Annotated in this window: 12 protein-coding genes; 8 read left to right on the top strand and 4 right to left on the bottom strand. The window is 65.3% G+C overall.

From position 1 onward, the window contains the following. Window positions 1-25: 25 nt before the first annotated feature. Window positions 26-1,408 carry an inorganic phosphate transporter gene (locus ACQY4T_RS23100; RefSeq protein ID WP_428535457.1) on the top strand — a complete coding sequence of 461 codons (1,383 nt, stop codon included), beginning with the start codon at window positions 26-28 and terminating at the stop codon, window positions 1,406-1,408. A 63-nt stretch (window positions 1,409-1,471) separates the two neighbouring features. Here ACQY4T_RS23100 and ACQY4T_RS23105 read toward each other — a convergent pair whose 3' ends face one another. Continuing rightward, a complete protein-coding gene (locus ACQY4T_RS23105) occupies window positions 1,472-3,646 on the bottom strand; it encodes a ComEC/Rec2 family competence protein (protein ID WP_428535459.1) in 2,175 nt (724 codons plus the stop codon). 106 nt (window positions 3,647-3,752) lie between these two features. Here ACQY4T_RS23105 and gltX point away from each other — a divergent pair, with 106 nt between their 5' ends. The 7 genes from gltX to ACQY4T_RS23140 all read left to right on the top strand — a co-directional run bounded on the left by gltX (window position 3,753) and on the right by ACQY4T_RS23140 (window position 10,444). Beyond that, entirely contained in the window at window positions 3,753-5,150 is a 1,398-nt protein-coding gene (gene gltX / locus ACQY4T_RS23110) for a glutamate--tRNA ligase (RefSeq protein WP_428535461.1), read from the top strand. A 78-nt stretch (window positions 5,151-5,228) separates the two neighbouring features. Continuing rightward, window positions 5,229-5,702, top strand: coding sequence for a hypothetical protein (locus ACQY4T_RS23115; protein ID WP_428535463.1), 474 nt, complete (start codon window positions 5,229-5,231; stop codon window positions 5,700-5,702). A 188-nt stretch (window positions 5,703-5,890) separates the two neighbouring features. Beyond that, window positions 5,891-6,727 carry a transporter substrate-binding domain-containing protein gene (locus ACQY4T_RS23120; protein WP_428535465.1) on the top strand — a complete coding sequence of 279 codons (837 nt, stop codon included), beginning with the start codon at window positions 5,891-5,893 and terminating at the stop codon, window positions 6,725-6,727. A 12-nt stretch (window positions 6,728-6,739) separates the two neighbouring features. Beyond that, a complete protein-coding gene (locus ACQY4T_RS23125) occupies window positions 6,740-7,390 on the top strand; it encodes an amino acid ABC transporter permease (RefSeq protein WP_428535467.1) in 651 nt (216 codons plus the stop codon). Then, a complete protein-coding gene (locus ACQY4T_RS23130) occupies window positions 7,387-8,163 on the top strand; it encodes an amino acid ABC transporter ATP-binding protein (RefSeq protein ID WP_428535469.1) in 777 nt (258 codons plus the stop codon). The genes ACQY4T_RS23125 and ACQY4T_RS23130 overlap by 4 nt, the downstream gene beginning before the upstream one ends. A gap of 19 nt (window positions 8,164-8,182) precedes the next feature. After that, the gene (locus ACQY4T_RS23135; RefSeq protein WP_428535471.1) at window positions 8,183-9,772 is read left to right on the top strand and encodes an ABC transporter substrate-binding protein; all 1,590 of its coding nucleotides are present in this window, start codon (window positions 8,183-8,185) and stop codon (window positions 9,770-9,772) included. A gap of 204 nt (window positions 9,773-9,976) precedes the next feature. Then, window positions 9,977-10,444, top strand: a complete 468-nt coding sequence (locus tag ACQY4T_RS23140; RefSeq protein WP_428535473.1) for a hypothetical protein — start codon at window positions 9,977-9,979, stop codon at window positions 10,442-10,444. Here the strand turns inward: ACQY4T_RS23140 and ACQY4T_RS23145 are convergent. From ACQY4T_RS23145 to ACQY4T_RS23155, 3 genes are read right to left on the bottom strand one after another with little or no spacing between them, the layout of a single operon-like run. Beyond that, on the bottom strand, window positions 10,428-11,879 hold the full coding sequence (locus ACQY4T_RS23145) for a 4-hydroxyphenylacetate 3-hydroxylase family protein (RefSeq protein ID WP_428535475.1): 1,452 nt from the start codon (window positions 11,877-11,879) through the stop codon (window positions 10,428-10,430). The two genes, ACQY4T_RS23140 and ACQY4T_RS23145, sit on opposite strands and share 17 nt — an antisense overlap. A 26-nt stretch (window positions 11,880-11,905) precedes the next feature. Continuing rightward, complete coding sequence (locus tag ACQY4T_RS23150; RefSeq protein ID WP_428535477.1) at window positions 11,906-13,204, bottom strand: NtaA/DmoA family FMN-dependent monooxygenase; 1,299 nt, start codon at window positions 13,202-13,204, stop codon at window positions 11,906-11,908. A 3-nt stretch (window positions 13,205-13,207) separates the two neighbouring features. Continuing rightward, a complete protein-coding gene (locus ACQY4T_RS23155) occupies window positions 13,208-13,522 on the bottom strand; it encodes a hypothetical protein (RefSeq protein WP_428535479.1) in 315 nt (104 codons plus the stop codon). Window positions 13,523-13,524: the final 2 nt, after the last annotated feature.

A 13,524-nucleotide genomic window follows, 5' to 3' on the forward strand; every position in this document is an offset into this window, starting at 1 on the left:
ACGTCCGTTTCGCCGTTTGGCTCCGATGTTCGCTGCCGTCGCCCCGTCTTCGCCAACCGCTTTCGCGGTCCTGATCTTCTGCTTCGTGCTGGTGCTGGCCTTCGAATTTTCGAACGGCTTCCACGATACCGCGAATGCCGTCGCCACAGTGATCTACACTCACAGCTTGAAGCCTGTGCCGGCGGTGCTGTTGTCCGGAAGCATGAATTTCCTGGGAGTTCTGCTGGGTGGTGTCGCCGTGGCGTTCACCCTGGTGGAGCTACTGCCGCCAGACGTGCTGACGCCGCCGAACGGCAATCCGGCGATCGCCATGCTGCTGGCGCTGTTCCTCGCCGCGCTGATCTGGAATGTCACCACCTGGTGGCTGGGTATTCCGTGCTCGAGTTCGCACGCCATCATCGGTTCCCTGCTGGGAGTGGCGATCGTCAACTCGGTCACCGCCTCTCGGGGCCTTGGTCACGGCGTGGACTGGTCACAGGTCTGGTCGGTCCTGCGGGCCTTGCTGGTGTCTCCGCTATTGGGCTTCTTCCTGGCCGGGGCGCTGTTTCGGGTGCTGCAGGCGGTGATCCGGGACGACACGCTGTTCGAACCAACCGAGGGCAAGCCGCCGCCGTGGTGGGTGCGTGGATTGCTGATCCTGACCTGCTCGGGCGTCAGCTTCGCGCACGGGTCGAACGATGGGCAGAAGAGCATCGGTCTGATCATGCTGACGATCATTGGCATCATGCCGGCGGCGTTTTCCTTGAATCCCAGGGTCGCTCCCGCCGATCTGCCCGCCATCGTCGGGGCGGCGGATCAGGCCGGTCCGCTGATCCGGAAGTACGGCGACGATGAACGGGCCATGGCGGCCTCCGATGCCGGGCGCATCAGCCAAACCCTGCGGGGGGTAAAGGCGATGTCCGAGGTGCCCGACGCCGACCGTTCCGGATTGCGGGACGCAGTGTATCATGTAAACGCGCAATTAAAGACCGCGTCGGAGAGCAAGGCTGCCAGTGCCGCGGACAAGAAGTTGGCGAAGCAACTGCACGACACGCTGCATGGAGCGGTCGAGTATGCGCCGATCTGGGTGCGGATGCTCAGCGCGGTCTGTCTCGGGGTCGGCACGATGGTCGGCTACAAGCGCATCGTGACCACCATCGGCGAGCGGATCGGCAAACGTCATCTCTCCCCGGCTCAGGGCGCCTCGGCCGAACTGGTCGGCGGCGTGCTGATCGGAACGGCGGGGTTTTCGGGGCTGCCGGTGAGCACGACGCACATCATCTCGTCGGGGGTGGCGGGGACGATGGCGGGGTCCGGCGCGGGCATCCAGAGCCAGGTGGTCTGGCAGATCATCATCGCCTGGGTCGCGACGTTGCCGGCAACGATCGTGCTGTCCGGAGCGCTGTTTTGGTTGTTCTCCGGCGGCTAGCCCAGCCGCACGAAAAGCCCGATTGCGAGCGTTCATCGCGCGGCCAAGCAAGGTAGCTCAAACTCACTCCTCGTTACTGGCCTCCGCGGCGACCACGTGCGGCGCTGACGCCGGGGGGGCGGGGCGATCGGGTAACGCGGGCGGCAATTTGGGTGCCGCGGGCTTTCGCGGCTGCGGAGGCGGCGGGACCCAGGGGCGATCGCCACGCTCCCACCGGTCGGTCAGGATACGGGCACCGTTTGGGTCCAGCCAGATCGCCGCGCTGCCGAAACGCCAGACGGTGAAGCGATCCACTAGCTTGGGCCAAGGTTTTGGACACAGACCTCGTGCCGGTTCAGCCGACACGATAACCGAGGCCTGGTCGCAGGATGCCGGATGCAGCGCACCATGCACCAGCAGTGCGCCGCGGCGGTCGGGATAGGGTCGCAGCAGGCAGGCGTCCGGCTCACAATGATCCGCCGCCGCGAGTGTATCCGTTATCGGCTGAAACGACCCGATCCCCCAATATTGCTCCCAGGCATCGCGGGTGAACTTGGATCCGCCCTGGGTCTGTTGCAGGAAGGCGCCTTGTGGCGTGCGTACCGCGATCAGGCGGGCGTCGCTGGAAACCAGTAGGTCGGGTGGCCGGTCCAGCAGCGGCGAGGCCAATCCCGCCGCCATCACCACGACCCCGGCCAAACGACGGCGGGTTTGCCACAGCCCCAGCCAGGCCAGCCCGATCGAGAACAGGCCCAGTCCCCAGGCCGGGATGTGGGGCACCTGAATGGTTGCCGCCGGCAGTGCCGCGGTCGCCCGAGCGACCCACAGCACGGCTTGGGCACCCCAGCCCATGGGCAGCAGGGCGATGGCTTCCAGATGCAGCGGCATCAGCAGCAGCGCGATCAGCCCGGCCGGCATCACCCACATCGCGGTCAGCGGCACGGCGATCATGTTCGCCAGCACGAAATACACCTGAACGTGGCCGAAATGATACGCGCCATAGGGCGCCGAGGCGGTGCCGGCCAGCGCGCTGGTCAGGGCCAGGGCGACCAGATGGGAACCGAGGCGCCGTCGCCAGCCATGCCCGTGCAGGCGCCGCAGCCAGGGGCGCAGCGCCTCGTAGCCGGCGATCAGCGCCAGGACGGCGGAAAAGCTCATTTGAAACGAAACATCCGGCACTTGCTGCGGTGAAATCAGCATCAGCACCGCCGCCGCCAAGCCCAGCCCGCGCAGCGAGAACGGGCGGCGGTTGGCCATCAGCGCGACGGTGAACAGGCAGGCCATGACGAAGCTGCGGATGATCGGCAGGTGCATGCCGGTCAGCACCATGTAGGCTCCGCCGGCGGCCAAGGCGCACAAGGCTGCCAGTTGCTTGGTCGGCCAGAACAGGCTCGCCCGCTCGCTCAGCGCCAGGCCGAGACGGGACAGCGCCAGGGCGAACCCCATGACGATGCCGATATGCAGTCCCGCGACGGCGAGCAGATGGGCCAGCCCGGAATCGCGGAACGCGGCGTGGTCGGCCTCGGGGATGGCCATCGAGGCGCCGGTCAGCAAGGTGACCGAGACCGCCCCGGGGGCGCCGGGAATGACCGCGACCACGCGCGCGCGGATGATCTCGCGCAGGCGCTGGACGTAGCGCATCGGTCCGGAGGGAACCGCTTGCGCGGTGCGCTCCGCCTTGCCCAGCGCGTAACCCGAGCCGCCCAATCCGGCGTAGAACGCGTCGCGCTGCAGGTCCCAGCCGCCCGGATAGGACGGCGGCGAGGGCGGTCGGACCAGCGCGCGGATGCGCAAGGTGTCCCCGGTGGCGAGGTCGCCGTCGTCTTTCTTTTGCAGCCGCAACCGCACCGATCGCCGCAACGGTTCGGCGGCGCCGTCCAGCCAGGCCGGCTGGATGGTGATCCGGCGCCCCAGCGGCAGCGCCTCCACGGCCTGGATCGTGCCGGTGACGATGGTTGCATGGGTCGGCAGGTCGGCCTCGATCGGCGGCGCGCGGGCGGTGGCGACCTGGCCGGCGGTGAAGCCGATCGCGACCGCGGCGATCGGCCCGAAGGCCCAGCGCAAACCCGGCAGCGAGACCGCGACAGCCAGCGCCGGCGCGGCAAACGCCGCACCCAGCCAAGGCGCCGGCTCGAACCGCAGGGCGTAATAGGCCAGCACGCCGACGCCCATGAACACCGGCAGCCATACCGCCAGGCGCTCCCGCTCGGCGTCGAGCCAGGAGTCCAGCGCGGCTTTGGCGGCGGCGATCGGAGTCATGCGAGGCAGCCTACAAGGGCAACCGTCTACAAAGAGTGAACGGGTGTGCTGTCGTAGTCACAGCGCGGCTTGAACGTTGCGTTCGCCACGCTCATAGATCGTGCCGATGACCGTGCGCACTCGCTTCGCCCCCAGTCCGACCGGCCCGCTGCATATCGGCGGGGTGCGCACCGCGCTGTTCAACTACCTCTATAGCCGCCATCACGGCGGCGAATTCTTGCTGCGGATCGAGGACACCGACCGCGAGCGCAGCACCGAGGCGGCGACCCAGGGCATCATCGAGAGCCTCGACTGGCTGGACCTGGCGCGGGACGGACAGACCGTGTTCCAGTCCACCCGCACCGCCCGCCATGCCGAGGTGGCGCGCCAGCTTCTGGCCGCGGGCAACGCCTATTACTGCTACTGCACGCCGGAAGAACTGAACCGGGAGCGTGAACAGGCGCGCGCCGAGAAGCGGGTGTGGCGCTACGATGGACGTTGGCGCGACCGTGACCCCGCGGAGGCGCCGGCCGGTGTTGCTCCGGTGATCCGGCTGAAAAGCCAGCGCGACGGCGAGACCGTGCTGGACGACCTGGTGCAGGGTCCGGTTCGCGTCGCCAACGTCGAACTGGACGACATGATCATCCTGCGCAGCGACGGATCGCCGATGTACAACCACTCCGTGGTGGTGGACGACCACGACATGGCGATCACCCACGTGATCCGCGGCGACGACCACCTGACGAACACATTCCGCCAGATCCAGGTGTATCGGGCGATGGGCTGGGAGCTGCCCCGGTTCGCCCATATTCCGCTGATCCATGGCGCCGACGGGACCAAACTGTCGAAGCGGCATGGCGCGCAGTTCGCGCTGGAGTTTCGCGACCAGGGGTTCCTGCCGGAGGCACTGTGCAACTATCTGCTACGGCTGGGCTGGTCGCATGGCGACCTGGAGGTGCTGAGCCGCGACGAGGCCATCCGACTGTTCGACATCGTCGATGTCAACCGCGGTCCGTCGCGCATGGACTACGCCAAGCTGACCAACCTGAACGGCATCTACATCCGCCAGGCCGACGACGACCGGTTGACCGAAGATGTGCTGCGGCGGCTGGGCCGGCGTCCCGATGTTGCCCTGGTCAGCGACGCGGCGGCGCGGATCCGGGCGCTGATGCCGGCGCTGAAGGAACGCGCGAAGACGCTGGTGGAGCTTGCGGATGCCGCGGCATTCCTGGCCCGCGCCGTGCCACTGCCGATGCAGCCGAAGGCGGTTGCCGTGCTGAACGCCGAGGCACGGCGGATGCTGGGTGCGCTGGGTGCTGCGCTGGGGCAGACGGATTTCTCGGCTGGCGCGCTGGATGTGGCGTTGCGCGGGTTCGCCGAACGCAGCGGGCTGAAGCTTGGCGAGGTGGCACAGCCGCTGCGCGCGGCGCTGACCGGAAGCACAGTCAGCCCTGGCATCGACGCGACGCTGGCCGCGCTGGGTCGGGCGGAATCGCTGGCCAGGATTGATGCGGTGTCGCGCTAGGGTACTGCCGGGTCGCGCGGCGTTAATGGTTTAGCAGGACATTTGCGATACGGGCAGACTGTTCAGAAGGAGCAGCACATGCCCAGGCACGATCAAAACGCCATCCGCGCGATGCAGCCGGCGCTCGCCGCGACCGGTTGCCTGCTGGCGGTCGCGGTGGCGGTAAACGCGGTGGTGGCGCTTGCGTGCGCGGCGCCGCGGGTCGGTGACATCGTGGCGTTCGTGCCGTCGGCGACGATGGCGTCGGGCGACGGCACCCGCCTCGTTGCACACCGGTCGGGCCGTGCCGACTGTATTCTGGACCTCGGCGTGCTGCGCCGTTCCGGCGGCAGCCTGGTAGTCGACACGCAGCTTTTTGGCGATGCCGGTGATTTTCGGGTGCACTGGGCCGGGCCACGTACAAGCGATGACCCGCGCAACTGCGGCGGTGACGTGGACCTGATCGTCGGCCAGCGGGAGCTGAATATCCTGGCGCTTGCCGCCGGTGGCTGGGGCGTCGGCGAGGCGCAGATGCCGACGATCGCCGGCCCACTGAGCGCGATCGGCAGTTAGTCTGCGTGCTTGATCGCGGCTTGGACCGGCGGCATGGCACGAAATCAAGCACACCTCATGGTCTCGCGGCCCGATTCTTGAACTCCGTGATGATCGAGCACCCGGTCTGAGGGCTTGGCCGACGTCTCGCCGCTATGGCACGCGCGTTGCTTGCATCCCATCGGCCATGCAGACAGCGAGGATGCTCCATGTTCAGACGATCCGTCCTGACCGGCGCCGGCGCCGCGACCCTTTTTGGTCTGGCCGGTTCGCGAGCGGCGCGCGCCGATACGCTGGACGAGGTCAAGCAGCGCGGAACCCTGACCATCGGCACCGAAGCCGCCTACGTCCCCTACGAGTTCTTCAAGGACGGCAAGATCGTCGGCTACGACCCCGCCATCGCTGACCTGATGGCGTCGAAGATCGGCGCCAAGGCGCAGTTCATCGACACCGCCTGGAGCGGCATCATCCCCGCGCTGTATGCAAAGAAATTCGACTGCATCATCTCCGCCATGACGATCACCAAGGAGCGTGCAGAGAAGGTATTGTTCTCGATGCCTTACGCGGACGCCAGCAACATGATCCTGTTGCGCGCCAACGAGGACCGCATCAAGACCGCCGATGACCTGTCCGGCAAGATCATCGGCGTGCAGCTTGGCAGCGCGGCGGCGGGCATCATCAAGGTATTCGAAACCAAGCTGAAGGCGACGGGGAAGCCCGGGTATGCCGATGTGAAGCAATACGAGCACTATCCCGAGGCCTATCAGGATTTATTGAACAAGCGGACCGATGCGGTGGTGAATTCACGCTCCACGATGATGGTGGTGATGCGTGACGCCCCGAACAAGTTCAAGATGATCTCCGGCATTTCCGATATCACCGCGTATTTCGGCATGGCGTTCCGCAAGGACGACACCGCATTGCGTGATTTCGTCAACATTCAACTGGCGGCGATGAAGCAGGACGGGACGCTCGGCAAACTGCAGGAAAAATGGTTCGGCGGCACGATGCAGACGCCGAACACGGTACCCGAAGTCTTGCCCTGAGAGCGCGCCGCCATGGGCGCGTTCGATTGGGGTGCGATCTGGTACGCCGTCCCGTACATGCTGCGGGGCACCGTTGTCACCCTGGAGATTTCGGTCTGTGCGATGGTGCTGGCGTGCCTGGTCGGGCTGATCATGGGGCTGGTCAGCGCGTCGAACATGCGGCTGCCGAAGGCGCTGATCCGAGCGTACGTTTATTTCGTGCGGGGAACGCCTGCGCTGGTGCAGATCTTCCTGGTCTACTTCGCTCTGCCACGCATCGGTTTCGAGCTTTCGTCGTTCTGGAGCGGGGTTGTGGCGTTGGCGTTCAACTCGGCTGGCTTCATCGCCGAAATCATGCGGGCGGGGCTGCAGTCGATCGATTCCGGGCAGACCGAGGCGGCGCTGTCGATCGGCATGACCGACCGGCAATCGATCCTGTTCATCCTGTTGCCGCAGTCACTGCGCCGGGTCACGCCACCGCTGACCAACGAACTGATCACGCTGGTCAAAAGCTCGTCGCTGCTGTCGGTAATCTCGGTCACCGAACTGACCCGTTCGGCGCAGTTGATCATCGCCGAACGGTTCGTGCCGTTCGAGTTATACGCCGCGCTGGCGGTGTACTACCTGGCGATCATTTCGGTGTTGTCGTGGGGCTCCGAATACGTCGAGAGACGACTGGCTTGACCGCGCTGCTGCAGATCCACGGGCTGTCGAAGCTGTTCGGCGATATCCCGGTGGTCGATCGGGTCGATCTGCGGATGGCGCAGGGCGAGATCGTGATGGTGGTCGGCCCGAGCGGGGCGGGAAAATCGACGCTGTTACGGTGCATCAACAGGATCGAAGTCCCGACCGAGGGTCGGGTGCTGCTGGATGGCATCGACATGGCGGCGGAGATGCGCGGCGGCAAAGCGGTGCCAGACCCGCCCGCGATCACCGCGCGCAAGCGTCAGCGCATCGGCATGGTGTTTCAACGGTTCAATCTGTTCGCGCATCTGACCGCGCTCGACAACGTTGCCATCGGACCGCGCCGTGTGCAGGGCATGACGGCGGCCGATGCGCGCGGCCTGGCGGCGCAGCAGCTTGTCCGTGTCCGGCTATCCGATCACATGCTGAAACGACCGGCCCAGTTGTCGGGCGGCCAGCAACAGCGGGTGGCGATCGCCAGGGCGATGGCGATGCGCCCGGTGCTGATGCTGTTCGACGAGCCGACCTCGGCACTGGACCCCGAGTTGGTGGGCGAGGTGCTGGAGGTAATCCGATCGCTGGCAGAGCAGGGCATGACTATGCTGGTTGTAACACATGAAATGCAGTTCGCGCGCGAGGTCGGCACGCGCGTGCTGTTCATGGATGGCGGGCGGGTGCTGGAAGACGCCTCGCCGCATCTGTTCTTCAGCGATCCGCAACACCAGCGGGCGCGCGAGTTCCTGCGCCGGATCCACGTCATGACGGCGGCCTGAGGCAGAAAGGAGAGCGGCTATGCAACGACGGGGTTTCCTTGCCGGAGCGGCGACCGCCGCGGCGATGACTGAGCACGACGCTTGGGGGCAGACCAAAGCGGCGCGCGTGTTGCGATATGTGCCGCAGGCCGATCTGACGGTAATCGACCCGGTGCTGACCACCGCCTACATCACCCGCTACCACGCCACGATGGTGTGGGATCAGTTGTATGGCATCGACAGCAAGCTGCAGCCGCAGCCGCAGATGGTGGACGGCCATAGCCTTTCGGATGACGGCCGGACTTGGACGTTTACCTTGCGGGACGGGCTGCGTTTCCATGATGGCGAGCCGGTGCGCGGACGCGACTGCGTTGCCTCGATCAAGCGTTGGGCGGCGCGCGACCCGATGGGCCAGGCGCTGCTGGCGCGCGTCGCCGAAATGACCGCCCCGGACGATCGGCGGTTCACCATCCGGCTGACGCGACCGTTCAGCCTGGTGCTGGCCTGCCTGTCCAAGATCGGGCCACCGGCGTTGGTGGTGATGCCGGAGCGTTTGGCGGCCACCGACCCGTTCGTGTCGATAAAGGAAGTGATCGGCAGCGGCCCGTTCCGGTTCCTGGCCAATGAGCGCGTCGTCGGCAGCAAGGTGGTTTACGCGCGCAATCAGGATTACCAGCCGCGACAGGGCGGCAAGCCGGATTGGCTGGCTGGACCGAAGATCGTGAATTTCGACCGCGTCGAGTGGGTGGTGATGCCGGATCCGGCCACCGCCGCGGCGGCGCTGGAAAACGCCGAGGTGGACTGGTGGGAAAACCCGCCCAACGACCTGCTGCCGATGCTGGAACGAGACCACACCGTGCGGACCGAGGACAACGGCCCGCTCGGTACCATCGGAACAGCGGTGTTCAACCAGTTGCACCCGCCATTCGACAAGCCCGAGGTGCGGCGTATCGTGCTGGAGGCAATGTCACAAACCGACTTCATGACCGCCGCGGCCGGCACCAATCGCGAACTGTGGCGCGACGGCATCGGTATCTTCACACCCGACACGCCGATGGCGAACAGCGTGGGTCTGCAAGCCATCAACGGCCCCAAGCGGGACCACGAGACCCTGAAGAAGGCCCTGCCGGCTGCGGGATATCGCAATGAACGCATCGTCTTCATGGCGTCCAGCGACCAGGCCGTGCAGAACGCCGAGGATGCCGTGGCGCTGGATGCGCTGCAGAAGCTCGGCATCAATGTCGATTATCAGGTCATGGACTGGGGCACATTGGTGCAGCGGCGCGCCAGCAAGGAACCGCCGGACAAACGCGGCTGGAACATGTTCATTACCGGCTGGTCCGGGCTGGACATGACCACGCCGATCACCAACCAGACGCTGCGATCGAACGGCGCCAAAGCCTGGTTCGGCTGGCCCGATTTGCCGCCGGTGCAGTCCTTGATCGAGGCCTGGCTGGAGGCGCCCGATCTGCCCACGCAACAACACATCGCGGCGCAAATCCAAGACAAGGCGCTGGACCTGGTGCCGTATATTCCGACCGGACAATACTTTTCCCGGACCGCCTGCCGGCACGACATCACCGGCATCATCCCCGGGCAATTCGTGTTCTGGAACGTTCGCCGGACCTGATCACGACGCGCGTCCGAGGGAGGAACGTCCGTGCACCGTCAGACCGGACCGGCAAAGCCCGGCCCGTCGTTGACCCCAAGCCACGGAAGGGTTCGTTATGATTACGATCCGGATCGTGTCAAAGCATTGTTGCGAGACGCCAGGTATGGTCCGACCAAGCCCGCCACGGCAAAGATCATGATCTCGACCCCGGGTTCAGGGCAGATGGTCCCGATTCAGATCAATGAGTTCCTGCAGCAGAATTTTGCCGCCGCCGGCATCGAGGTGGATTTTGACGTAGTAGAATGGGGCATGATGATCCTCGCCCGGCGCAGCGCCCCAAGCCCTGCGACTTCGCACGGTGACGATGGCATCAACAACAGTCTTGGGTATACCGATCCTTCGGTGATGTACCGGCTGTTCGCCTCGGCGAGTTTTCCTCTCGCCAGCACCAACTGGGGTCATTTCAGCAATCCGCGTTTCGATGACCTGGCAACTCGCGCGCAGACCAGTTTCGATAAAGCCGAGCAGACGCGGTTGCTGGGGGAGGCGCACGCGGTGCTGGTGGATGATGCGGCATGGCTATACATTTGTCATGACCTCAACCCGCGCGAAATGAGCAAGCGGGTGCAGAACTTTCGGCCGGCGCAGAGCTGGTCGCAGGATTTCACCCAGATTACGATGCGCCCGTGATGCGGTCGGAAAGCGAGGCCGCCTTGCGCACGAAGTCCAGCGGGCCAGAGAAGTCAAACGCGTTATAGACCGCGGCGAGATGATTAAAATGCGGCGCCTGGGCGAACTGCACGAAGGTCAGGCGATGCCCGGCATAGTCGGAGTTCAGCAGATCGCGGGCGAACGCCAGAAGCTTGCGGCGATCCTCGGCCTGCCATTGGTCGTTCAGGCTGTAGAATTTCGCCAGCCAGTCCTTGGTGCCGTCGGCTTGGAAAGCGGCGGCGCTCGGCGTGACGCAGATCTGCCCGCCGCACAGTTCGCGGGCGATATGCATCATCTGCGGCAGGTTCGAGCAGGCGAAGACACGCCCGGCATACAGCATCGACTGGTGCGGCATCAGCAACCCGGCCGGGCTGCGCTGCGCTAGGGCAATTGCACTGGTCAGATGGGCGTTGATGCCTTCCCGGTAACAGACCAGGTCGGCGAGTTTCTCCCGCACCGCCTGCAGCTTGTCGAGGCCGGTCTGCCTGGCATTCCACATCGCCGCGCCGATCATCATGTCGGCCATGTATTGGATGCGCAGCACATAGGGGAACGCTGAATAGCGATGCAGCGTGGCGCGGACGTGCTGGGCGGCGCGGGTGTGGCGATAGAAGAACACATCCTCCCACGGGATCAGCACATCATCCAGCACCATCAGCACGTCGACTTCGTCGAACCGATGGGCCAACGGATAATCCGCCACGCTGCCCTTGCCCGCGAACCCCGTTCGGCAGATGTGCTTCACGCCGGGCGCACCCATCTTGACGATGCAACCCACCGCGTAGTCGGACAGCTTTTCGTTGCTCCAGGCACCGACCGTGGGTTTCAGGAAGGCCTGATCGGCATAGGCGGCGGCGGTTTCGTATTTGGCGCCGCGGATGATGATACCGGCATCGGTTTCGCGCACGACATGGACCATCATGTCGGGGTCCTGCTCTTGCGGCGGCAGCGACCGGTCGCCCTTCGGATCGGTATTGGCGGAGACGTGGAACACGTCGTGCTCGACCACGGCTTGGATATGACGGTCGATGTTCTCGGCGAAGCGCGGATCGATCTCGGCCAGCACGTCGCGGCCATCGAGCAGCGACCACATCTCGCCCACGGTCTCATCGCCGACCCGGGTGACGACGCCGCCGATGTCGTTGAATACCATATCCAGCGCGGTGGTCTTGTCGGTCCAGTGCGCGGTCTCACGCGGCGGCCGCTGAAACGTCGAGTGCCGGACGCCATCCTCCTGGTAGGTCAGGGCATCCTGATAGGCTGGCTCGCGGGCCATTTCATACATGCGAGCCTTGACGTCGATGATCGGCTTGAACGCCGGGTGGGTGGTGACGTCGGCGACGCGTTCGTTGTCGATCCAGACCTCGCGGCCGTCACGCAAGGCGTCGCGGTAGGCTTCGGCGGTTCTTATCATCGGCGGTGCTCCATGATCGGGACTTGTTAGAATTCCCGAAGCGTGTCGCGCAACATCGTCTTGGTGTAGGCCTTGCGAGCCAGGCCGCGTCGTTGCAAGGCGGGCACGAGGCCTTCGCAGACTTCGCTGACGAAACGCCTGCTGGTGCGCTGGAACGGCGTGCTGATCAGGAAGCCATCACCGCCGATCGCGTCCATCGCTTCGCCCATCCGCTCCGCCACGGTATCGGGCGAGCCGATCATCGGAATGCCGGCGTCGAACCGTTCCTGCGCGAGCTGGCGCAGGGTTTTGCCCGATCCCCATTGCGCGAACTTGTCGAGCGAACCTTGTTCCCCGTTCGTGGTCAGCCGGGGCAGCGGCTGGTCGAGGTCAAAGCCGGAAAAATCAATGTCGGTGACGGTGCCGACGGCGGCCAGCGCGGCCTCGACGAAGCCGGGCGAGTTGACCATTCGCTGGTGACGTGCTTCGGCCTCGGCGTCGGTCTCGCCCAGGATCGGATAGACCAGGAACAGCACCTTCACGTCGTCCGGGTTGCGGCCGGCAGCAACGGCGTGACGGCGGACGTCATCGCGGTAGGCCTTCATCCCTTCCACGCCATTGCCGACCGCGATGATCGAATCGGCGTGGCGCGCGGCGAAGGCGCGTCCGCGCGGAGATCCGCCGGCTTGCACGAAGACCGGCTGGCCCTGTGGCGAGCGCACCGTGTTCAACGGTCCGCGGCATTTGAAGAACTGGCCCTCGAAATGGATTGGCGCGACCTTGGTATGGTCCGCATAGGTCCCGGTGGCGACGTCCTTGACCACAGCGTCGGGTTGCCACGAGCCGAACAGCTTTTGGACCAGATCGACATATTCATCCGCCATCGCATAGCGCGTCTCGCGCGGCGGCAGTTTCTCCAGACCGAAATTCTGCGCCGCGATGTCTTCGCCGCTGGTAACGATGTTCCAGCCGAAACGACCGCCACAGATGTGGTCCAATGTCGAGGCCAGGCGTGCCAGCATGAACGGCGGGTAGGCCAAGGTCGACATGGTGGCGACGACGCCGAGCCGGGAGGTTGCGGCACCGATCATCGAGACCAGCGGCAGCGGATCGTGCTTGGGCACCTGCAGTGCGTATTTCAGCGTCGCGGCGGCCGATCCACCGTAGGCCTCGGACACCATGAGGGTGTCTTCCAGCATGATGTAGTCGAAGCAGGCGCGCTCCATCGCCTGCGCCATCTCGACGAAGAACTTGCCGTCCCAGTTGCCGGTGCCTTGCGATACCGGATTGATCCAGTCGCCCGGCGTGAAGTTGGTGAACCAGCCGAGATGTAGCGGTTTTTGCATCGGTTATTCCTCACGCGACCTACGCTCCGGCGGGCATGCAAATGCCGTACCCTTCGACCAGGTGGACGCGATGTCGCCGACCACGCAGACCCTTGCCCGGCGCGCATCGCCGCGCAGATAGGACAGCGGGATGTGTTCCATTTCAACCACCTTCAGGCTGTCGGTCGCCGCGCCAATCGCCGTCGCGCGGGTTTCCGCCTGCAGTCGAACGGTGGTAATAGCCTGATCGCGGGTGAGGTTGGAAAAGATCTGGGCGACTTCGACGCTGGCTTGGGCGACCGCGGCCCCACCGCGTTGGCGCAGCGTGCTGCTCGACATTA

The sequence above is a fragment of the Rhodopila sp. genome (assembly GCF_965277825.1).
Classification (GTDB): domain Bacteria; phylum Pseudomonadota; class Alphaproteobacteria; order Acetobacterales; family Acetobacteraceae; genus Rhodopila.

Excerpts from the sequence above, each read along its gene's own strand:
- ACQY4T_RS23100 (WP_428535457.1), top strand. The coding sequence starts at position 26 with ATGTTCGCTGCCGTCGCCCCGTCTTCGCCAACCGCTTTCGCGGTCCTG.
- ACQY4T_RS23105 (WP_428535459.1), bottom strand. The coding sequence starts at position 3,646 with ATGACTCCGATCGCCGCCGCCAAAGCCGCGCTGGACTCCTGGCTCGAC.
- gltX (WP_428535461.1), top strand. The coding sequence starts at position 3,753 with ATGACCGTGCGCACTCGCTTCGCCCCCAGTCCGACCGGCCCGCTGCAT.
- ACQY4T_RS23115 (WP_428535463.1), top strand. The coding sequence starts at position 5,229 with ATGCCCAGGCACGATCAAAACGCCATCCGCGCGATGCAGCCGGCGCTC.
- ACQY4T_RS23120 (WP_428535465.1), top strand. The coding sequence starts at position 5,891 with ATGTTCAGACGATCCGTCCTGACCGGCGCCGGCGCCGCGACCCTTTTT.
- ACQY4T_RS23125 (WP_428535467.1), top strand. The coding sequence starts at position 6,740 with ATGGGCGCGTTCGATTGGGGTGCGATCTGGTACGCCGTCCCGTACATG.
- ACQY4T_RS23135 (WP_428535471.1), top strand. The coding sequence starts at position 8,183 with ATGCAACGACGGGGTTTCCTTGCCGGAGCGGCGACCGCCGCGGCGATG.
- ACQY4T_RS23140 (WP_428535473.1), top strand. The coding sequence starts at position 9,977 with ATGGTCCCGATTCAGATCAATGAGTTCCTGCAGCAGAATTTTGCCGCC.
- ACQY4T_RS23145 (WP_428535475.1), bottom strand. The coding sequence starts at position 11,879 with ATGATAAGAACCGCCGAAGCCTACCGCGACGCCTTGCGTGACGGCCGC.
- ACQY4T_RS23150 (WP_428535477.1), bottom strand. The coding sequence starts at position 13,204 with ATGCAAAAACCGCTACATCTCGGCTGGTTCACCAACTTCACGCCGGGC.
- ACQY4T_RS23155 (WP_428535479.1), bottom strand. The coding sequence starts at position 13,522 with ATGTCGAGCAGCACGCTGCGCCAACGCGGTGGGGCCGCGGTCGCCCAA.